Source organism: Listeria ivanovii subsp. ivanovii, from assembly GCF_900187025.1.
Classification (GTDB): Bacteria; Bacillota; Bacilli; order Lactobacillales; family Listeriaceae; genus Listeria; species Listeria ivanovii.
Genome location: NZ_LT906478.1, coordinates 2,605,825 through 2,626,832, shown reverse-complemented (window position 1 = coordinate 2,626,832; position 21,008 = coordinate 2,605,825). Strand labels below are relative to the sequence as shown.

24 protein-coding genes are annotated in these 21,008 nt (G+C 36.9%); 20 read left to right on the top strand and 4 right to left on the bottom strand.

Annotated elements, in window-relative coordinates:
- Positions 1-9: 9 nt before the first annotated feature.
- Complete coding sequence (gene fdhD / locus CKV67_RS13040) at positions 10-795, top strand: formate dehydrogenase accessory sulfurtransferase FdhD (protein WP_014093789.1); 786 nt, start codon at positions 10-12, stop codon at positions 793-795.
- Between the two features lie 37 nt (positions 796-832).
- Here fdhD and CKV67_RS13035 read toward each other — a convergent pair whose 3' ends face one another.
- Positions 833-1,186: a winged helix-turn-helix transcriptional regulator gene (locus CKV67_RS13035; protein WP_014093788.1), complete on the bottom strand. Its 354-nt coding sequence runs from the start codon at positions 1,184-1,186 to the stop codon at positions 833-835.
- Between the two features lie 78 nt (positions 1,187-1,264).
- On the opposite strand from CKV67_RS13035, the gene CKV67_RS13030 reads away from it, so the two are divergent.
- Positions 1,265-2,440 (top strand): alpha/beta hydrolase family protein, encoded by a 1,176-nt coding sequence (locus CKV67_RS13030; RefSeq protein WP_014093787.1) that lies wholly within the window; start codon positions 1,265-1,267, stop codon positions 2,438-2,440.
- 37 nt (positions 2,441-2,477) lie between these two features.
- On the opposite strand, the gene CKV67_RS13025 is transcribed toward CKV67_RS13030, so the two are convergent.
- Positions 2,478-2,768 (bottom strand): putative quinol monooxygenase, encoded by a 291-nt coding sequence (locus tag CKV67_RS13025; protein WP_014093786.1) that lies wholly within the window; start codon positions 2,766-2,768, stop codon positions 2,478-2,480.
- 12 nt (positions 2,769-2,780) lie between these two features.
- Positions 2,781-3,659: an alpha/beta hydrolase gene (locus CKV67_RS13020; RefSeq protein ID WP_014093785.1), complete on the bottom strand. Its 879-nt coding sequence runs from the start codon at positions 3,657-3,659 to the stop codon at positions 2,781-2,783.
- A 115-nt stretch (positions 3,660-3,774) separates the two neighbouring features.
- On the opposite strand from CKV67_RS13020, the gene CKV67_RS13015 reads away from it, so the two are divergent.
- The 12 genes from CKV67_RS13015 to CKV67_RS12960 all read left to right on the top strand — a co-directional run bounded on the left by CKV67_RS13015 (position 3,775) and on the right by CKV67_RS12960 (position 13,847).
- Positions 3,775-4,602, top strand: a complete 828-nt coding sequence (locus tag CKV67_RS13015; protein ID WP_014093784.1) for a Cof-type HAD-IIB family hydrolase — start codon at positions 3,775-3,777, stop codon at positions 4,600-4,602.
- Between the two features lie 130 nt (positions 4,603-4,732).
- Positions 4,733-5,644: a cation diffusion facilitator family transporter gene (locus CKV67_RS13010; protein WP_014093783.1), complete on the top strand. Its 912-nt coding sequence runs from the start codon at positions 4,733-4,735 to the stop codon at positions 5,642-5,644.
- 48 nt (positions 5,645-5,692) lie between these two features.
- A complete protein-coding gene (locus CKV67_RS13005) occupies positions 5,693-5,959 on the top strand; it encodes a hypothetical protein (protein ID WP_014093782.1) in 267 nt (88 codons plus the stop codon).
- A gap of 95 nt (positions 5,960-6,054) precedes the next feature.
- Complete coding sequence (locus CKV67_RS13000; RefSeq protein ID WP_014093781.1) at positions 6,055-7,047, top strand: zinc-binding alcohol dehydrogenase family protein; 993 nt, start codon at positions 6,055-6,057, stop codon at positions 7,045-7,047.
- Between the two features lie 2 nt (positions 7,048-7,049).
- On the top strand, positions 7,050-7,574 hold the full coding sequence (locus CKV67_RS12995) for a dihydrofolate reductase family protein (RefSeq protein ID WP_014093780.1): 525 nt from the start codon (positions 7,050-7,052) through the stop codon (positions 7,572-7,574).
- Positions 7,575-8,207: a nicotinamidase gene (locus tag CKV67_RS12990; RefSeq protein WP_014093779.1), complete on the top strand. Its 633-nt coding sequence runs from the start codon at positions 7,575-7,577 to the stop codon at positions 8,205-8,207.
- Between the two features lie 23 nt (positions 8,208-8,230).
- The gene (locus tag CKV67_RS12985; protein WP_014093778.1) at positions 8,231-8,845 is read left to right on the top strand and encodes a DUF1648 domain-containing protein; all 615 of its coding nucleotides are present in this window, start codon (positions 8,231-8,233) and stop codon (positions 8,843-8,845) included.
- A gap of 137 nt (positions 8,846-8,982) precedes the next feature.
- Positions 8,983-10,644, top strand: coding sequence for a peptide ABC transporter substrate-binding protein (locus tag CKV67_RS12980; protein WP_014093777.1), 1,662 nt, complete (start codon positions 8,983-8,985; stop codon positions 10,642-10,644).
- 154 nt (positions 10,645-10,798) lie between these two features.
- A complete protein-coding gene (locus CKV67_RS12975) occupies positions 10,799-11,122 on the top strand; it encodes a YxeA family protein (protein WP_014093776.1) in 324 nt (107 codons plus the stop codon).
- 23 nt (positions 11,123-11,145) lie between these two features.
- A complete protein-coding gene (locus tag CKV67_RS12970) occupies positions 11,146-11,346 on the top strand; it encodes a hypothetical protein (protein ID WP_014093775.1) in 201 nt (66 codons plus the stop codon).
- A gap of 317 nt (positions 11,347-11,663) precedes the next feature.
- Positions 11,664-12,500: a lipoyl-[GcvH]:protein N-lipoyltransferase gene (gene lipL, locus CKV67_RS12965; RefSeq protein ID WP_014093774.1), complete on the top strand. Its 837-nt coding sequence runs from the start codon at positions 11,664-11,666 to the stop codon at positions 12,498-12,500.
- A 24-nt stretch (positions 12,501-12,524) separates the two neighbouring features.
- Positions 12,525-13,847, top strand: coding sequence for an HD domain-containing protein (locus tag CKV67_RS12960; protein WP_014093773.1), 1,323 nt, complete (start codon positions 12,525-12,527; stop codon positions 13,845-13,847).
- A gap of 36 nt (positions 13,848-13,883) precedes the next feature.
- Here the strand turns inward: CKV67_RS12960 and CKV67_RS12955 are convergent, their stop codons facing one another.
- The gene (locus CKV67_RS12955; protein WP_025280098.1) at positions 13,884-14,069 is read right to left on the bottom strand and encodes a 2-hydroxymuconate tautomerase; all 186 of its coding nucleotides are present in this window, start codon (positions 14,067-14,069) and stop codon (positions 13,884-13,886) included.
- A 73-nt stretch (positions 14,070-14,142) separates the two neighbouring features.
- Here CKV67_RS12955 and CKV67_RS12950 point away from each other — a divergent pair, with 73 nt between their 5' ends.
- The 6 genes from CKV67_RS12950 (at position 14,143) to CKV67_RS12925 (ending at position 20,928) form a co-directional block, all read left to right on the top strand.
- Positions 14,143-14,793 carry a site-2 protease family protein gene (locus tag CKV67_RS12950; RefSeq protein WP_014093771.1) on the top strand — a complete coding sequence of 217 codons (651 nt, stop codon included), beginning with the start codon at positions 14,143-14,145 and terminating at the stop codon, positions 14,791-14,793.
- 77 nt (positions 14,794-14,870) lie between these two features.
- Positions 14,871-15,320 (top strand): YwiB family protein, encoded by a 450-nt coding sequence (locus CKV67_RS12945; protein WP_014093770.1) that lies wholly within the window; start codon positions 14,871-14,873, stop codon positions 15,318-15,320.
- Positions 15,317-16,987 (top strand): arginine--tRNA ligase, encoded by a 1,671-nt coding sequence (gene argS / locus CKV67_RS12940; protein WP_014093769.1) that lies wholly within the window; start codon positions 15,317-15,319, stop codon positions 16,985-16,987. Before CKV67_RS12945 ends, argS begins: the two co-directional genes overlap by 4 nt.
- A 365-nt stretch (positions 16,988-17,352) precedes the next feature.
- Positions 17,353-17,883 carry a DNA-directed RNA polymerase subunit delta gene (gene rpoE / locus CKV67_RS12935; RefSeq protein ID WP_014093768.1) on the top strand — a complete coding sequence of 177 codons (531 nt, stop codon included), beginning with the start codon at positions 17,353-17,355 and terminating at the stop codon, positions 17,881-17,883.
- Between the two features lie 361 nt (positions 17,884-18,244).
- On the top strand, positions 18,245-19,843 hold the full coding sequence (locus CKV67_RS12930) for a CTP synthase (RefSeq protein WP_014093767.1): 1,599 nt from the start codon (positions 18,245-18,247) through the stop codon (positions 19,841-19,843).
- 164 nt (positions 19,844-20,007) lie between these two features.
- Positions 20,008-20,928 (top strand): diacylglycerol kinase, encoded by a 921-nt coding sequence (locus CKV67_RS12925; protein ID WP_025280097.1) that lies wholly within the window; start codon positions 20,008-20,010, stop codon positions 20,926-20,928.
- The last annotated feature ends 80 nt before the right edge of the window (positions 20,929-21,008 follow it).

Here is a 21,008-nt window from a genome sequence, read left to right as displayed (position 1 = left end):
AGCGCCAACATGGAGTTTATTGCGCAACAAAAAATTCGCCAGTTTGAGTCAGGTGTTTTTAAAGAAATAGAATCCACTGTTGCGACAGAATATCCATTAACAATTTATGTAAATGATATCGAACTTGTGACGATTGTTTGTACACCAGAGTATTTAGAAGATTTAGTAGTTGGATTTTTGACTTCAGAGGGGATTGTCCGTGGACCAAAAGATATTGATTCCGTAGATATTATTGAATCCACTGGTCATGCTAAAGTAACAGCCAATTTCGTTAATAAATTCAATGCAAAATACCGAGGCAAGCGTTACATTACTTCCTGTTGTGGCAAATCTCGAGAAAATTTTTACTTTCAGTCGGATGCATCTTTAGTTAATGTGAAACAAAATTCGCTCTTCAGGTTAACGACAAGTGAAATTTTTCGTTTGATGGAAAAATTTGAAGGGAATTCGGATACTTTTCATCAAACGGGTGGCGTTCATAATGCGGCGCTTTGTAGTACGTCAGACATTATATATAGTCGGATGGATATTGGCCGCCATAATGCGCTGGATAAAATCTATGGTCGGGCTTTGAAAGATGGGGCAAACACTCAAGATAAGGCAATTATATTCAGTGGACGAATCTCTTCAGAAATCCTTGTGAAAACCGCTAAGCTTGGTTGCGGGATTATTTTATCGCGTTCTGCTCCGACTGAACTCGCAATTAAAATGGCAGAAGAGCTACAAATTACAACAGTTGGGTTTATTCGCGGGGATAGATTGAATGTGTATTCCGGATTTGAGCGAGTTACTTAATTAGAAAAAGCAACCGATTAGTCGATTGCTTTTTTCGTTATTCAAAAAAGTTTTTTCGATTACTACGAATTAGTTCTTCATTTTCTCGTAGCCAACTTTTGATATTTTCTAAAATAAATAAACTGCTTTTTCCTAGTTCGGTTAAACTATAATACACTGGAAACCCAGTAGAAGACTCACCGCTTTTGTGAACGATACCAGAAGCTTGTAAGTTAACCAGGTTTTCATTCAAAACTTTTCTTGAAACACCAGTCATTGTCCGTTCTAACTCTGCAAAATGATAAGGTCTTTTGGATAATAGAATTAATATAAAAGGTACCCATTTTCCAAGGAGTGGTAATGCTAATTCTCTAAGCCGCATATCATCTGAAACATTTTCATTAGGGTGCACTTGTAAGTAACCTCTTTTCTGTAAAAGATTAATTGCTTATAATCACAAGTATAACATAGACAAGGAGAATCCAACTTTATGAAACGGCATTTTTTTAAAACGTTTGAGTTTGAATTTGAAACCACGCGATTACTTTGGTATACACCATCTGGTGGCGCGGATTATGGGGAAGTAGCAACAGTAACCGAGAAAATTAAAGATGGCAATTATGAGTCGTGGTACGTGGAATGGTCGAAATTCGCGAAAACATTGGAAGATCGAGCGATACATTTTCATTCGGATGAAAGTAAAGGGAATGCTTTATTTCGCTCAAGTAGATATTATCAAGCAGCAGAATTTTTTTTACATCCAAAAGATAGTCGGAAAATCGTGGTTTATAATAAATCGGTGGAATTATTTTATCAAGCTTTAGCCATTAAAAAGATTGCATATACGGAGCACGACATTACGTATGCGAGGACTAAATTAAGGACGCTCTTTTTTAAAACTTCGCAACCATCAAAAGGAACCTTCTATATTTGTGGTGGTTTCGATGCACTTCTTGAAGAACTCTATTTCACCAATGTGAAAGCTACCTTAGCCAATGGTTACGATGTGGTGCTATACGAAGGGCCAGGCCAATCTGATCTCATTCGTAAAGCAGGGCTAGTCTTTACAGCTGAATGGAATAATGTAGTAAAAGAAGTGATAAATTATTATCAAGATAAAATCGGACTAACTGGTGTGAAAATTGGTGTAGGCATTTCACTTGGAGGACTGCTGCTTTCAAGAGCAGCAAGCTTAGATGATAGTTTATTTGATAAAATTATTTTGTACAATTATTTCCCTTCGATGCTTGATTCATTGAAAAAACCATTGCCATTTTTCTTACATTCGTTCTTAGATAAAGGATTTCCGCCGCCTTTAGAAAAAATTGCTTCGTTTTATATCGAGCATAGTCCCTTTTTAAACTGGCAAGTAGAACATGCGAAATGGGTGTTTGGTGCGAATTCGCTAAATAACTTGCTAGCAATATGTGGTGAATTTGATGAGACAGTTGCTTACGAAAAGCTGCACACGGATACTTTAGTCTTTTTTGCTAAAAATGAAAATTATTATAACTATCAACTTGGAAATCAATTTTTCGAACAGATTCCCGCAAAACATAAAAAGCAGATTTTATTTGATAAAGAGCATTTTTCCTCTGATTTGCATTGTCAAAATGGCGCAGGTTACGATGGGAATGATCAAATATTTTTGTGGCTTAACGAATAAAAAAAGTGCCTACTAACTTTCGTGAGTAGGCACTTTACTATTTTTCAACCGGACAAAGTAAAGCAACTTCAATCGGCGCTGCTAAAAATGCAGGGACATTTTGTTTAAATTTTTTATAATGCGCGGTGCTATTGTGAAATTTGATTGCTGGTTCATCGGCCCATTTTTCTAAAATATAAAAGGTGTTTATCTCATCTACTGAACGAACTAGTTCATAGCCATAATTCCCTTCTTCTTGTAAGGAACCTGCAATGACTAATTTTACTTCTGCCAAAAACTCTTCTACCAAGGTGGGGTTAGCCTGTACTTTTGCTTCAATATGTAGCATTTGTTTTTCCTCCTATTTAGAAACTAATTTTGTTACGCTTTTGTCAGAATGGAATTTTTCCAAAAACCAATAGACTTTTTCGACGCTTTCTGGTGTTTCGTGCAATGTTTGGTGAACTGCGCTATTACCAACTTGCAAATCTTCCATATAGACTTTTGCTTTTTTAGGAACAAACAGTCTGGAAGCTAGAGAGCTGTTTGTTGGGACGATACCATCTGTTGCTTCCCCTTCATCGCTAAGTTTTCCGGCAATGGAAAGCACTTCGAGATTTGGATTTAGTTTTGTTTTATTATTCATAAAATAAGTCATTTGTTTTGTATAAGTTGGTAATTTTTGGAAATCAAGGCTACCGGCATTATCATCGGCGTCCAAGTCATTGAACGGCGAGCCGATTGCGATTAGTTTCCTCAAAGTAGGGACAGTCTTATCATCGCTATAATTCTCTGCAAAATAAGTGAGTGCTAGACCGCCATTTGAATGACCAACCCCGTCCATTTGAGTGAAGCCATAACGTGATTTTAAATCTGTAACAGCAATCTGTAACCATTCTGCCCACTTGTCAGGAGAGGCTTGATTTTTATCAAATCCGAGCTTAATAATTGGTCGGTGAGCATCTTTTGTTAGTTCGCCTTGATAGGAAATTTTTCCGTTACTACTGATGGACATAGAGAGTTCATCCTTGGAACTAGCGAAATCATTCGTTAAATGGTCAGCAATTTCATCTAATGAATGTGTATCGCCACCACTTCCATGAATTAAAATAATCGGGATTTCCGTTTTTAAATCCACTTCAGGGGGCGAGGTGTTTAGGGGTTCATCATTATTCTGGCAAGCGCTAAGAACTAGCCCGCCAAAAAGCAAAGTTAGGATAATAACAAGATATTTTTTCACTAATTATCTGCCTCCATTTCTACCTAAGTATACCAAATATCAGCGTGACAAGCATGTGAAACTCGTCTATAATCGAGGTACATAATAATGGAATTTTAGAAGGGTGCGAAAACAATTGACAAACAGTGTAATTGACACGGTTATTACCGACATGGATGGAACTTTACTTGTGAAAAAAGGGGACCAAATTCATCCACTGAACAAAGAAGTTTTAATGAAATGGCAACAAGGTGGCAAAAAACTTTTTCTAGCAACTGGACGACTGGATTTAGCTATTTTACCATTTATTCATGAATTGAAAATCAAAACCCCTGTTATTTCTTGCAACGGTGGTTTGGTGAGAGATTTTACTACCGGAGAAATTCTATACAAAAGTAATATAGAGCTAGACCTAATAAAAACAGTCCTAGAAACACTTCAACCTCTTGAAGTTAATTATCACATTTATACGACAGAACGAATTATTGGTCCAACAAATACTGACAAAATTGCCTTTTTTAACGAATTAAATAAAACCTTACCAGAAAACGAACAAGTCCCAATTACTTTGACTAAAGACCCATTTAGTGTGCTGCAGGAAGGAGAATACCCGCTTAAAGTGTTAGTTATTGAGTCTGATGAGACAAAGCGAGCTGAAATCAAAGCTGCCTTGCAAGGATTACCACTATCCGTTCTTGCGTCAGCCTCCAACTTAATCGATATTATGAATGAAGGAATTGATAAAGCAAAAGGCCTTGCATATCTTGCCGAGAATGGTTATATCCATTTAGGATCCACTATTGCTTTTGGGGACAATGAAAATGATGTAGGTATGATTGAATTAGCAAAAATTGGTGTAGCGATGGAAAATGGTATTCCATTAGCTCTTGAAAAAGCAGATAAAATAGCAAAACACCACAATATTGGTGGATTAGGATTGTTTATGCAAGAAGAAATTTTATAAAATGGAGCCCTTTAGATGAGGAAATAGTTGTCTAAAGGGCTTTTTAAAAAAAGGGACTTGCGCACAAAATGTATATATGCTAACATATGCATATAAAGAAAAATGTTGTTCACAGAGGGGAAGTAATCATATGTCACATAATCATGATCACGCACATGGACATAATCATAACCATGCGCATAATGCGAATAAAAAAGCATTATTAACTAGTTTTATTCTAATTGCTACTTTTATGGTAGTGGAAGTTATTGGTGGAATTATGACCAATAGTTTGGCGCTGCTTTCAGATGCAGGTCATATGCTGAGTGATGCAGTAGCTCTCGGTTTGAGTTTGGCCGCATTTAAATTTGGAGAAAAAGCAGCTAGCGCAGACAAAACATACGGCTATAAACGTTTTGAAATATTAGCAGCCTTTTTAAATGGTCTAACACTTGTCGGGATTTCCGTCTTTATTTTTTACGAAGCAATTGGCCGCTTCTTTGACCCACCACAAGTAATTGGCGCGGGAATGATGACTATTTCTGTTATAGGTCTGCTTATCAATATTTTGGTTGCTTGGATTTTAATGAAGGGTGATACGAGTGAAAACTTGAATATGCGCAGTGCGTTTCTACATGTGCTTGGTGATTTACTTGGTTCTGTCGGAGCAATTGTTGCAGCGCTACTTATTATCTTTCTTGGTTGGAACATCGCTGACCCAATCGCCAGCGTAGTCGTTGCAGCACTGATTTTAGTAAGTGGATGGCGGGTTCTCAAAGATGCGGTTCATATTTTGATGGAAGGTAAACCAGCGAATGTGAATATTGACGAAGTGAAAACTTTTTTCGAAAACCAAGAAGGAGTAGCTGAAGTACACGATTTACATGTCTGGGCGATTACTTCCGACTTCAACGCATTAACCGCGCATTTAACAGTAAAAGAAGATGCTGACCGCGATAAAATTCTAGCTAACATCGAACATTACTTACAAGAAAATTATTCATTAGAACACAGTACAATTCAATTAGAAGGTAACCATACACATCATCATCACTGCAATTAATACAACTTCATGATATGATTGAGGTATTAATCAGAGGAGTTGAATAAGATGGAAGAACAAGTTGATTTAGGTCATTTTTTGAAAAAAGCTTTTATCGTTATGATTGCTCTAACCTTAGTAGTTATTGGGATTCTAGCGACACTTACGATCATTGGTATTGTCATCGCGATTCCCTTACTTAAAAAAGGTAGTAAAATGCTCCTTCAAACTAAAGAAGGCGTGGAACATTCTCATGGTGGTAAGTTAAAATTAAAATGTCCAGCTTGCCATGCTAAAATGAAATTTAAAGATAGTGATATCTTAGACGAAAAATAATTTTTAAAGCCTTCTCAGAAATTAGGGAAGGCTTTTTTATGTAAATGTGCATTATTTTAAGAAATTCGGGAAAAGGAAACAAGAGGTGTTGTCAGATGAAAGTAGTAGGATTAACGAAGGCGTTAAATAGTTTTGTAGATGTTGAAGTAGCTAGACCAGTTCCGGCAAATCATGATTTATTAGTAAAAATCAAAGCAATTTCCATAAATCCCGTGGATACAAAAATGCGCACAGCCAATTCTATAGAAGAAGTTAGAATTCTAGGCTGGGATGCGGTAGGAGAAGTAGTGGATTCTGGTTCAGAGGTAACTTTATTTGAAAAAGGACAAGAAGTTTATTTTGCAGGAGACGTTACAAGACCTGGATCATATGCTGAATTCACTTTGATTGACGAACGACTTGTTGGTTTAAAACCAAGTAAATTAAGCGTGGAAGAGGCTGCTGCTATGCCTCTTACAACCATTACCGCATGGGAAGCACTGTTTGATCGGCTAGGGATTATGCCTGAAGATAAAGGAAAGTCGATTTTAATTATCAATGGAGCGGGTGGTGTAGGATCTATTGCGACTCAACTAGCAGCATATGCGGGGCTAGAAGTTATATCAACTGCATCACGAACAGAAACTATCAATTGGACACAACAATTCGGCGCTAAACATGTCATTAATCATCGAGAAAACTTAACCAAGCAATTAAAAAAACTAGGCTTCACAGATGGAGTCGACTTCATTTTATGTTTACACAACACTAATGCACATTGGAACGACATGCAGGAAGCTATATACCCACAAGGGAAAATTTGCTCGATTGTAGAACTAGCGGAACCAGTAAAAATGTCGCTTTTAAAAGACAAGAGTGCCACCTTTAGTTATGAATTTATATTTACTCGTTCTAAGTATGATACAGCAGACAAAATCAAACAACATGAAATCTTAACGAAAGCCGCCGCCATGCTTGATGAAGGATTACTTTTAACGACATTAAACCAAACGCTATCACCTATAAATGCTACAACGATTGAAAAAGCACACGAAATTATCTCATCTGGTAAAATGATTGGAAAATTAGTTGTGAAAGGATTTGAGTAGCAATGAGTGAAAAACAAGTAGCACTTTATATCGCAGTTAGCTTAGATGGCTATATTGCAGATGAAAACGGAAGCGTAGAATGGTTAGAGTCGATTGATAGTGAAGGCGATGCTGGATATGAAGCCTTCTTTGATAATGTTGACACGGTTGTCATGGGAAGAACTACTTACCAACAAATTTTTTCGCTTACTGATACTTTCCCTTATAGTAAAAAAGATGTCTACGTTTTTTCTAATACAAAAGCAGGGACAAAAGATGAGTATGCTGATTTTGTAGCTGGAACAGTAGATACGTGGTTAAACAATATCGAAGGTGAAAAAATTTGGCTTGTTGGTGGCGCAAAATTAGTTAAACAATTTTTAAAAGAAAAGGCGATTGATCGTTTTGTGATTACCATTGCACCAATTATATTAGGAAAAGGAATTCCGTTATTTGAAGAAGATAAGGAGCATGCGTTAGAACTCGAAAAAGTTAGTCATTTTGGACAGTTTGCACAATTGACTTATAAAAATCTGGAGGAAAATTAAATGAAAATTGCAGCTTTTGATATTGATGCACAGAAAGGTTTCTCACCGCTTTGCCCAGATGAGCTACCTGTGCCAGGCGGGGATGAAATTGTTCCAGAACTGAACTTTATGGCAAGCCTTGCATCGCTTCGTATAGGTAGTAAAGACGCGCATCCACAAAATGCAGTATGGGTGGTTGACTCAAAAGATGAAATGCTAGCGACACTAGAATATCCAAATGCAGATCTCACTTGGGTAAGGCACTGTGAACCTGGAACAAAAGGTTTTGAACTATTAGACGGGTTACCACAAGTGACGGATTATAATTATTTCATTTGGAAAGGAATGGAACGAGATATTCATCCATACGGGGCGTGTTATCACGATATCCTTGAACAGCTTTCAACAGGTGTTTTAGAGTATTTACGAGAAGAAAAAGTCGATTTAGTTCTTGTTGGAGGTTTAGCATTTGACTTTTGCGTGAAAACTACGGTTATACAGTTAAGTAGGGCAGGCTTTTCTGTAGTAGTATATTTACCCGCGACACGTGCGTTATCTGAACAAGGTTTTGATGAAACGAGAGCACAACTAGCAAACACCGATAAAGTTCAACTTATCGAAACAAGGGAGGAACTTGTCGCCTACTGCGGGTAATTTTATTGGATGAGGTGAGGGGAATGAGGAAAGTTGGATTATTTCCAAGTATGATAATTTTTTTCACAGTAGGAATTTCTGCTGCGTTATATCCGCTACTACCTTCTGAAGTGGCGATGCATTTCGGTACGGATTTCTCCCCAGATATGTTTGTGCAAAAATGGTTAGGATTAATCATGATTCCTTTTTTGATGATTATGTTTACTGGAACAGAATATTACGGTAAAGAAAAAGTAAATCAAGAGAGTTTATTAGAATTTGAGTATTGTTTTAGACTGTTACTTGTTTTGCTTACGATTATTCAAATGAGTATTATTCTTTACGCTTTAGGATATGATATTCCAACTGGACGCTTTTCATTAATTACAGCAGGAGCATTTATGTTAGTGCTTGCAGCTTATATTCAATACTCCAAAAAACTATTTAAATTTTTAACAATGATCGGTTTTAAAAAAATAGATGCATGGTCAAGAAACTTACTTAGAAAAATCACAACTGTTACACTAAATGTCGCTGGTACAATTTGTTTTGCACTTGCTTTATTTATGAGAAATGACCCTAGTTCCTTAATGTTAGCTATGCTAATGGTGATGTGTGTTATTGTGGTCGGATCGGGTGTTTACTTGAATAAGAAATAAAAATGATAACAGTTTTTATTTACAATTAGTACAGTTTCGGTTTATAATGGTGGCGGAAGTTCTGCGCAAGCGTTGGCAGTATATTCCGTCATTTTTTTGCGTATATCAAAAGCGCTTACAAAAGAGGAGGAAAAATTTTGCACAAAACAGCCAGAAAAATGTTAGCGACACTTAGTTTGCTATGTTTACTTGTACTTACAGCTTGTCAGTCTGGCGATAATGGGGAAAGTGAAAACGTAAAATCAGAACAGAAAGCAAAAGTAGTTAACATTATGGAAACGAGTGGGATTCCAAATGCGAGTCCAACACTTGCGGATAATAGTGTGAGTTTCCGAGTAATCAATCAAATATTTGAAGGATTGTATCGATTAGATAAAGAAGGTAAACCGACGCTTGCTCTTGCAGCTAGTGAACCAGAGGAAAAAAATGGCGGAAAAACGCTTATTTTTAAAATTCGTGAAGATGCCAATTGGTCAAACGGGGACCCTGTAACGGCTGCTGATTTTGAATATGCTTGGAAAAAAGTAGTGGATCCAAAAACAGCTGCAGCATATGGACCGCAAATGGAAGAAATCGTGAAAAATGCGACACAAATTTTAAAAGGCGAAATGTCTCCGGATGAGCTTGGTATTAAGGCGCTAGACAAAAAGACATTGCAAATCGAATTAGAAAATCCAGTGCCGATTTTCAAAGAGTTACTAACAACTGGGACCTTTTTTCCGCAAAATCAAGCATTTGTTGAAAAACAAGGCGATCGTTACGGAACAAACAGCGATACACTTATTTCAAATGGTCCGTACAAACTTGAAAACTGGAATGGAACTAATTTAACATGGGATTATATGAAAAACCCAACTTATTGGGACGAAAAGAATGTTGCAACCGAGAAAATTCATGTAAATGTTGTAAAAGATACAAATGCGGCACTAAATTTATATAATACTGGGAAATTAGACCGAGTGGAGCTTGATGGAGAATTTGTTAAACGATATAAAGACGATAAAAATTTCCATAAAGAAGCAACGGGGCGCTCTGTCTACATGAAGATGAATCAAGGCAAAAATTCGGAAAAAACCGATTTAGCTAATTTGAATATACGCCGTGGTCTAGCAATGGCCATTGATAAAGCGGGAATGGTAGATACGCTTTTAGCAAATGGTTCTAAAGTTTTAAATGGTGACGTACCGGGCGGAATCATGTTTGATCCAGAAACAAAAGAAGATTTCCGTAAGCAAAATAGGGACTTGCTGAAATTTGATCAACGAGAAGCAGCGAGCGCATGGAGCCAGGGTCTAAAAGAAATCGGAAAAACAGAATTAACGCTTACCTTAACTAGTGGAGATACTTCTTTACAACGCAAACAAACGGAATTTATTCAAAACCAATTAGAAGAAAATTTACCTGGTTTAACTATTAAACTGAAAAATATTACTAATCAAGCCAGTTTTCAAGCGGATGTTACACAAGATTTTGAGCTTTTACTTGGTGGGTGGGGCGGCGATTATCAAGATCCGCTGACCTACCTAAACCTCTTCCTAACAAACAGCCCAGGCAACCATACTGGCTTTTCTAATGCTAAATACGACGAACTAGTCCTGGGCGCAAAAGGAAAACTTTCAGCAGACCCAGAAAAAAGGTGGCAAGCGTTACTTGAAGCAGAACAAATTTTATTAAAAGATAATGCCGTGCTTATACCGCTTTACCAAGGTGGTCGTGCTTATCTGCAAAAAAGCAATTTGAAAAACTACACAACATATCCAATTGGATCAGATAACTATAAGTGGATAGTAAAACAATAATAGAAAGTGAGTCTAGGTAAGTGTCCTAGGCTCCTTTTTTATACCCAAAATAAAATAAGACTTAGGATGTACCAATTTTCAGCCTATAGCCGTTCGTTCATTTTCTAAGAGTCCTCTATAATAAACTTATCAACAAAAAAGGACGGTAAAAACAATGAAAAAGGGAATTTTCGGTTTACTGGCTGCACTTTTTGTCATAACGATGGTTGTAATTGAGTTTTCATCACCAATCGGTTCAGCAGCAAATACATATTACGTTACAATCAAAAGTGATGGAAAAGAAGTAACTAAGTCTAAGTTTAAAGGTTACTTATTTAACGAATCGTGCTTAGATAATAATGGAACCAGTCAAAAAGTGAACTTCATGTCCACCACACAATTAAAAAAGAATAAACAGTATAAAATTGTCGTTCAAGACAATGCGTTACTTATTCAAGCTAAGGAAATCAACAATGTTCCATTAGCAAGTAATAAATAAAATATGGAAATGAGGAAAATAGCATGAATAAATTTTGGAAAGTATTTTTTACCGTTATTTTAGGAATTATTGCACTTAATATCGTATTTAAAGTTATCGGCATCACGTTACATTTTCTATTCCCAATTCTAGTCTTAGGTGGAATTGGTTACCTGCTTTATCGCATGTGGGGCAATAATCCAAGACGCTCTAGCCGCGATAATGAAGATCGCTACAACTGGTAATTTGATTAGCTAAAAAGCTCCCTAGGCTTTTAGATAGATGGAACCTAATTTCTTTTAAAGAAGTTAGGTTTTTTTGTATCCTAAGTTTGTTATAATAAGGTAAAGGAATTGAGGCGATAAAAATGAAAAAAGATATAATTGTAAAAACCATTGTTATATCAGTCATTACAGCCCTAGTTATGAGTGTTAAACGAAAAAAAGTAAAATGAGCGCTAAAAAACATAAATAGCGATTAAATGGCTATTTTAAGCCATTTTCAACTAAAATCACTACTAGTATGCTATAATAATGAAAAGAAAATCGTGGAGGAAGTAGAGATGAATATCGAGCAAACATTACTAAAACAAGAAACATGGCGTTTTATTGATAACACAACTATTAATTCTGCATTTGATGCGATTCAATCATTTGCAACGGATGATACATTATGTCGTTCTGTTGGTTCTAGAATAGCGCCTTCTACTATCCGTGGCTGGGTACATGAAAAAACGGTTTCGCTTGGAATACAAGATTCTAAGTTGCCAGATATAGATAAAGGGATTGCTTTTTTACAAGCTCAAGGTTACCGAGTAGTTGTTCGAAATTCAGGTGGACTCGCTGTAGTGCTAGATTCAGGAGTCTTAAATCTATCCATGGTACTTCCAGATGCTGAACGAGGAATCGCGATAGAGCGTGGCTATGAAACTATGTTCACGCTAATAAAAGACATGTTTGTTGATTGCAAAGAAGTGATTGAGGCAAAGGAAATTGTCCGGTCATACTGTCCTGGTAGTTATGATTTAAGTATTCAAGGCCAAAAGTTTGCTGGCATTTCGCAGCGAAGAATGGCTAAAGGAGTAGCTGTTCAAATCTATTTAGCAGTAGATGGTAATCAAGCGGGGCGCTCCGAACTAATTCGAGATTTTTATACAATTAGTGGAAAAGACAAGCAAACAAAGTACACATTTCCCGATGTCGACCCAAACGTAATGGGAACGTTGTCGGACTTAATGAAAGAAAATATTGATGTAAATAGTTGTTTAGTAAGATTATTCAATAGTTTACGACACTACGCAGGAGAACTCGTATCAGGCGCGCTTACGGCAGAAGAACTAGACTTGTTCCCAGCATATTATGACCGTTTGGTTGCAAGGAATGATAAGGTACTTGCATAGAGACGCATGAAAGGAGAAAGGCGAATGAGCTATTTAACAGAAAAATTACTTGAAGAAAAAGTATTTAAAGATCCAGTCCATGGGTACGTCCATGTTTCTGATAGAGTGATTTGGGATTTAATTGCAACAAAAGAATTTCAGCGTTTGCGACGAATTCATCAGCTAGGTACGACTTCGCTCACCTTTCATGGCGCTGAGCATAGCCGTTTTAACCATTCTTTAGGGGTTTACGAGATTGTTCGACAAATCATTGATGTGACGTTTGCTAAAGAGCCGCAACTAGATACAGAAGAACGTATGGTTGCTCTATGCGCAGCACTTTTACATGATTTAGGTCATGGGCCATTTTCTCATGCATTTGAAAAAGTATTTGGGACAGATCATGAAGAATTCACACAGGAGATTATTATTGGAGATACTGAGGTTAGTGGGGTGTTGGCACGCGTGGGCGAAGATTTTCCACTTAAGGTAGCTGCTATTATTAAGAAGAACTATCCTAATCAAACATTAGTTAAGCTGATTTCCAGCCAAATTGATGCGGACCGAATGGATTATTTACTTCGAGATGCTTATTATACAGGAGTTAGTTACGGGAAATTTGATTTAGAACGAATTTTGCGAGTGCTTCGTCCGAGTCCTGATGGGAATGGCGTAATTGTTAAATACTCTGGGATGCATGCAGTAGAGGATTATATTATGAGTCGCTATCAAATGTATCAACAAGTATATTTTCATCCAGTGAGCCGTAGTGGAGAAGTGTTGTTGTGGAAAATTTTAGAACGTGCTAAGAAACTTTATTGTGCTGGCTATGAATTCCAAGTTTCTCCAATTCAAGTATTGCCATTTTTTGAAGAGGATGTTGATTTGAAAGATTACCTTGTACTAGATGACATTGTTTTAATGTTCTACTTCTCGATTTGGCAGGAAGAAAGTGATCCTATTTTAAGCGATTTATGTCAACGCTTTTTAAATAGAAGGTTGCTTAGATATCTTAATTATGATCCGAAAGAAGATGCAGCGTTATATGCTGAATTAAAAGGCTTACTTGAGAAAGCGGATATTGATCCATCGTATTACTTGGTTATTGATTCCTCTAGTGACTTACCATATGATTATTATCGTCCAGGTGTGGGTAGCGGAAAAGACCCAATTAAGTTATTGATGGGGAATGGAGAATTACATGAGTTATCGACAGAGTCTCCCGTTGTAGAAGCAATTGGTAGAGAACGTCGGACTGATATTAAGCTATATTATCCACTTGATTTCATTGAAAGTGGGCAAGTAGAACCAGAAGTTGCCGAAAGAATGATTTCTTTAATTCATGCACACTCTTTAAAAGAAAAATAAAAGAAGCACGGCGATTAAACCGGCTTCTGCAACTTTTTAAATATCTGATTTTCTGACGCCACCAACACCGTAATCCGCTTTTTTCATTTCTTGCAAAATGACATGAATATTTTCTTTTGGAGCTTTAAGATTTTTAGAAACCACATCAGTAACTTCACTAACAAGTGCTTTCTTTTGGTCGTCATCACGACCTTCTAAAAATTGAATTGTAACAAATGGCATATTCTCACCTCAATAATAGTTTTTTACATTATACCATACAGAATTTACTCATTAAAAGTTAAAGGAGGCGCTTATGCCTAATTTTCTTGCTTATCCACTTGAACTGATACCTTATGTTTTGGTTGCGTTATTAATTGCTTTCACGATTCATGAGTGGGCGCACGCGTTAGTGGCTCTTGCATTTGGCGATGACACGGCTAAAAATCAAGGAAGATTATCTCTAAATCCACTTGTACATATTGATTTGTTTGGATTACTGCTAATATTAATTGCTGGTTTTGGCTGGGCTAAACCTACCCCAGTAAATCGCTTTAAACTAAAGAAAAGACGGCTCGGAAGTATCCTTGTATCGCTCGCTGGCCCGATAAGTAACTTGCTGCTGGCTGTAATTGGAGTAGGGGCATATGCATTTTTTTTGAACTACTCTTTCTTTGCTGATTCGATACTAGAAACATTTTTAATGGTTTTCATACAATTAAATATTGTGTTATTCGTATTTAATTTAATTCCACTTCCACCTCTAGATGGTTATCAAGTGCTAGTTGAGTTTCTACCACTTTCTGCTAGAGCAAAACTGGAGCCCGTCGAGCGCTACGCAATGCTAATATTCTTAGTGATTGCTTTAACGCCGATTTCCGAGTTCACAATACAACCAATTTTTAATACTGTTATTCCATTTATTTATAAAATGATTTTAGGGGTTTTTGGTCTAATACCATATTAACCTGTTGCTTTTCAGACTATTTTTCACTATAATATAATGCGTCTATTCTTCTGACCGGAAAGGGGTAAATAAGCGATATGACAACGAATCAAATGGAACGAAAAAAAGTAATTATTCATATCACCAATGTCATCCGGCAGATGGATGCAGAAGAAAAAACCGCTATGTCTGTTTCGGGCGTCTTTTATAGAGACAAAGGAAACAGGTATCTGCATTATGAAGAAAAACAATTAGGCGGAAAAATCCGCACGGTTCTCAAAATTGCTGACAATGAACTGCTTCTAATGCGAAGTGGTGCTGTGAATATGCGAATGCACTTTTTCCGAGATAATAGAAGAAGTACAGCATCAGTTGATTCTGGCGCAGGGAAATTACAATTAGAATCAGAACTTGTGTCAATGGAAGAATTGTATGAAAATAAACCAGACGTATTAAGTGAAGTTGCCTTTCAATACGATTTGTTAAGCCAAGGCGAGTACATTGGCTCATATACTGTTTTAATGAAAATAGAGGAGGACGCAGAATGAATGTCATGCAAGAGAATCAGGTTAAACTAATCGAACATATTAAACAAGCAGTTGTTCAAGCGGTTGGTTTAGAAGAAGCAGAAGTGCCAGAAATTTTATTAGAAGTTCCTAAAGACAAAAAGCATGGAGACTATTCCACTAATATTGCGATGCAGCTTGCTCGAGTAGCTAAAAAAGCACCTCGTCAAATTGCTGAAAGTATTGTTCCGGAACTTAAAAAAGATAATAAGTTAATTAAAGAAGTGGAAATTGCAGGTCCAGGATTTATCAATTTCTACTTAGATAATGCTTATTTGACTGATTTAGTACCAGTTATTTTAGCAGAAGACGATATGTACGGAAAATCTGATTTTGGTAAAGGCGAAAAATTCCAAATTGAATTTGTGTCTGCAAATCCAACTGGTGACTTGCATTTAGGACATGCACGAGGGGCTGCAATTGGTGACTCGCTTGCAAATATCATGACAATGGCTGGATATAAGGTTTCGAGAGAATATTATATCAATGATGCTGGAAACCAAATTAATAATCTGGTTTTATCAGCGGAAGCCCGCTATTTTGAAGCGTTAGGTTTAGAAGCTGAGTTTCCAGAAGATGGTTACCGCGGAGCAGATATTATCTCGCTTGGAAAAGACTTAGCAGCGAAATATGGTGATAAATACGTTCATACCAGCGAAGAAGAGCGTCGTTCCGTTTTCCGGGTTGATGCACTTGCTTTTGAAACTGCTAAATTGCGTGCTGATTTAGAAGAATTCCGCGTATCCTTTGATGAGTGGTTTTCAGAAACATCCCTATACGAAGAAAATAAAGTTTTACCTGCACTTGAACGGTTACGTCAAAACGGCTATATTTATGAGCAGGATGGGGCAACATGGTTAAGAACTACTGATTTCGAAGACGATAAAGATCGCGTGTTAATTAAATCGGATGGGAGTTATACTTATTTCTTACCAGATATTGCTTACCATTTAAACAAATTAGAGCGTGGCTTTGATGTGTTAATCGATATTTGGGGGGCAGATCACCACGGTTATATTCCGCGGATGCGTGCAGCAATTGAGGCATTAGGGTACTCGCCGAATCAATTAGAAGTAGAAATCATTCAATTAGTACATTTATTTGAAGATGGTGTACAGGTTAAAATGAGTAAACGGACTGGGAAATCAGTTACGATGCGTGACTTAATTGAAGAAGTTGGCTTAGATGCGACGAGATATTTCTTTGCGATGCGTAGTTCGGATACCCATATGAATTTTGATATGAGCTTAGCGAAATCGACTTCTAACGATAATCCAGTTTATTATGTTCAGTATGCCCATGCAAGAATTTCCAGTATTTTACGTTCTGGTAAAGAACAAAACTTAGATGTTTCAAAAGATGCAGACATGAGCTTACTTCAAACAGAAGCAGAATACGATTTATTAAAAGTATTAGGTGAATTTGCAGATGTTGTTGCAGAAGCTGCTGTAAAAAGAGCGCCTCACCGGATTGTACGTTATTTAAATGACTTAGCTAGTGCATTCCACCGTTTTTATAATAGTAATAAAGTGCTTGATATGGATAATTTAGAAGTAACGAAGGCTAGGCTAGCACTTATCAAGACAGCTCAAATTACCCTTAGAAATGGTCTGACCTTACTTGGTGTTTCTGCACCAGAAAAAATGTGAAACCTTAAATATATAGGTTACTCGTTGACGTCATAACCAAAATGTACTAAAGTTAATAGAAACATAGGTAATTGAAAAAACGGGGAGAGCATATGATGAAGCGATTAATAATTTTGGCGCTGCTTTTCGTGTTTCTGTGCGTCGCAATCTATATTCTCTACGACTTTCAACTTGGATCAATCCCAATTCTTTTAATGGCCATCCTATTCTTTTACATCGGATATAAAATAGTCAAGAAGAATTGATGTAATTAGTAAATTTAGGTTGTACTTGCCAGAAATAACATGTAAAATAGTGAAGTTGGGCTGAACGAAAAAAATAACAGCTAAATAAATTGGAATTATGATAGAAAGGGCGTGCCAGTTTTGGATTTAAAGAACTTAACGCAAGAAGAACGCAGTGAGCTATCTTTAATTGATGTTGCACATTTTATTTTGGAACAGCGGAAAGAAACAATCCTTTTCCCTGAATTAGTGAAAGAGATTCAAACGTTCCTAGGCTTGAAAGATGCAGAAATAAGGGAGCGTCTTGTTCAATTTTATACAGATATGAATATTGATGGTAACTTTATTTCCCTTGGTAACAATACATGGGGACTTCGAGCTTGGTATCCAATGGATGCAATTGATGAAGAAGTTCAAACACAAACAACACCGAAGAAAAAACGCAAATCTGATGATGACGACGAAGATGAAATTCTGGATGATGACGTTGACTATGATGATGAAGAAATCGTGGAAGAACTTGGTGAAGAAGAAATCTCTCTTGCAGATGTCTTACTTGATGAAGATGAAGACGACGATGATCACTTACCAGATGGCATCGAAGGCGACTTAGCTACTGTAGAAGATGACTACACAGATGGAGATTATACAGAAGACCCAGAAGATAAATAAAAATTTAAAATCAGATAGATACTCTTTTTTTCATTAAGAGCGTCTATCTGATTTTTTTATTACGAGTTAAAGGGATTGATGGCGGTTTCAAAAAATAAAGGCTTGACTTATGTGGCCATCATTAGTAGTATTTTATTTGGGCTCCCTTTTATAGGGACGGATATTTATGAGATTCAGCGCTCCCTTACTTTTATGAAGTAGGCGGAGTGTTTTTTATTTTGGTTTACAAAATACTTGAAATTGCGATAAGTGCGTAGAAAAGAATCGCAATATTGTTTTGTCTGGCAATTTCCCACCCCAGCAGGAAAATAGTCAGAACCCTGCAAGTTTTTTATTTCAGGAAGGAGTAGATTTTTTTAACATGACAAAGTATATTTTCGTTACAGGTGGCGTAGTTTCGTCAATCGGAAAAGGAATCACAGCAGCTTCACTCGGGCGTTTGCTGAAAAATCGTGGACTTAGTGTTACCATTCAAAAATTTGATCCATACATCAACGTCGACCCAGGGACAATGAGCCCATACCAACATGGGGAAGTTTATGTAACAGATGATGGTGCAGAAACGGACTTGGATCTTGGTCACTACGAACGTTTTATTGATATTAACTTAAATAAATACAGCAATGTAACAACTGGTAAAGTTTATTCAGAAGTTATCAAAAAAGAGCGTCGCGGGGACTACTTAGGTGGAACAGTGCAAGTTATTCCACATATTACGAACGAATTAAAAGATCGTGTTTTCCGTGCAGCCCGTATGACTAATTCAGACATTATTATTACCGAAATTGGTGGAACTGTTGGAGATATCGAATCATTACCATTTCTAGAAGCGATTCGCCAAATTAAAGGAGATGTAGGTGCGGAAAATGTTCTTTACATCCATACAACTTTAATTCCATACATCAAAGCAGCTGGCGAAATGAAAACTAAACCAACACAACATAGCGTAAAAGAACTTCGTAGCTTAGGAATTCAACCAAACATTATCGTTGTTCGTACGGAGCAACCAGTTTCCCAAGAGATGAAAGATAAAATTGCTCTATTTTGTGACATTAAAGCTTCAGAGGTTATTGAATCTCGTGATGAAGAAACACTTTACAATGTACCGCTTTCACTTCAAAAACAAAAAATGGATGATATTGTCCTAGAACATTTACAATTAGAAGCACCACAAGCTGAAATGACTGATTGGAAAGATCTAGTACATCGCGTGAAAAATCTATCCAAAAAAGTTCGTATTGGTCTTGTGGGTAAATATGTTTCTTTACAAGATGCATACCTATCTGTAGCAGAAGCACTTCGTCATGCAGGTTATGATCATGATGCTGAAATCGAAATCGACTGGATTGATTCCGAAAAAGTAACGAAAGAAAACGTAGCGGAAATAATGAAAGATATTGATGGCATCCTAGTTCCTGGTGGATTTGGTGACCGCGCAATTGAAGGCAAAATTGCTGCAATTCAATACGCACGTGAAAATAAAGTTCCATATTTCGGTATTTGTTTAGGAATGCAATTAGCAACAGTTGAATTTGCTCGTAATGTGCTTGGTCTCGAAGGTGCCCACTCAGCAGAAATCAAACCAGAAACAAACCATAATATTATCGATTTATTACCGGAACAAAAAAATATTGAAAACATGGGTGGAACACTTCGCCTAGGCTTGTATCCGGCTCGTATTAAGCAAGGAACGAAAACAGAAGCTGCATATGGTAAAACACTTGTAGAAGAGCGTCACCGTCATCGTTACGAGTTTAATAACGAATATAGAGAACAAATGGAAGAAGCTGGCATGATTGTTTCCGCAACAAGCCCAGATGGTCGTCTAGTTGAAGTAGTCGAACTAAAAGATCATCCTTGGTTTGTCGCTTGCCAATATCACCCAGAATTCATTTCACGTCCAAACCGTCCACAAAGTTTGTTTAAAGACTTTATCGGTGCAGCACTTAAGAATAAATAAAATAGGAAAACTCCCAACTAATTTAGTCTGGGAGTTTTTTAGTATTTACTAATGGACTAAGATTATTCCTTCAATTAATACTGGTTGTCTCAGTCAAACAAGTTGACATCCCCATGGTGAAATAGGAAACTAAACAATATAAATAGGAAAGAGGGAGCGGCAATTTGCAGAAAAGAGCGATGATAATATACAATCCCGCGGCTGGGAAAAACAAGTTTCGAAAATTACTTCCAGATGCTGAACAAATTTTGACTAAAGCGGATTTCAAAGTAACTTTAGTTCCATCTACACCGGCACCAAAAAGCACTACAACAATTGCAAAACAAGCTGCAGATGAAGGGTACGATGTAGTAATTGCGGCAGGTGGAGATGGAACAGTGAATGAAGTTGTTAATGGATTAATGCAAGTGAATAACCCACCAAAACTAGGGATTTTACCAGTTGGGACAACCAATGATTACGCAAGAGCACTGAATTTTGCCAAAGATCCACTGGAAGCACTTCGCATAATTGCTAAACAAGAGACAATTTGGGTCGATATTGGAAAAGCGAACGAGACCGAATTTTTCATTAATAATGCAGCGGGGGGGAAGATAACTGAAATAACCTACGCAGTAAAAGAATCGATGAAGTCCAAATGGGGGAGATTGGCTTATCTTTTCAGCGGACTTAAAGTACTACCGAAACTATCACCTGTCAAAGTAGAAATAAGCTACAATAATCAAGTGATTCAAGAGGAAATTTTACTATTTTTTGTTAATAAATCTAATTCAGTAGGTGGGATGGAGACGCTTTGTCCACCTGCGCAACTGAATAGCGGGATGTTTGAACTTTTGATTTTGAAAAAAATATCACCGCAAAAACTGTTCCAATTATTTGCTTCGATTAAAAAAGGGACACATTTGAATAGTCCCCACGTAATTCATGCACGTACAAATAAAGTGAAAATTAAAAGCTCATCGAATTTAAATGTAAGCTATGATGGTGTTTACGGAGGAAAAGCACCCTACACACTAGAGGTTATTCCAGAGGCATTAGAAATATTTGCTGACAAAGCAATAATTATAGACCGACTTAGAGGCTAAAGCGTTTTCACTATAAAATTTTCTAGTTTATATGGTAAATTCATCACAAATCTGTTATCATATACTTTGTTAGGGGAAAA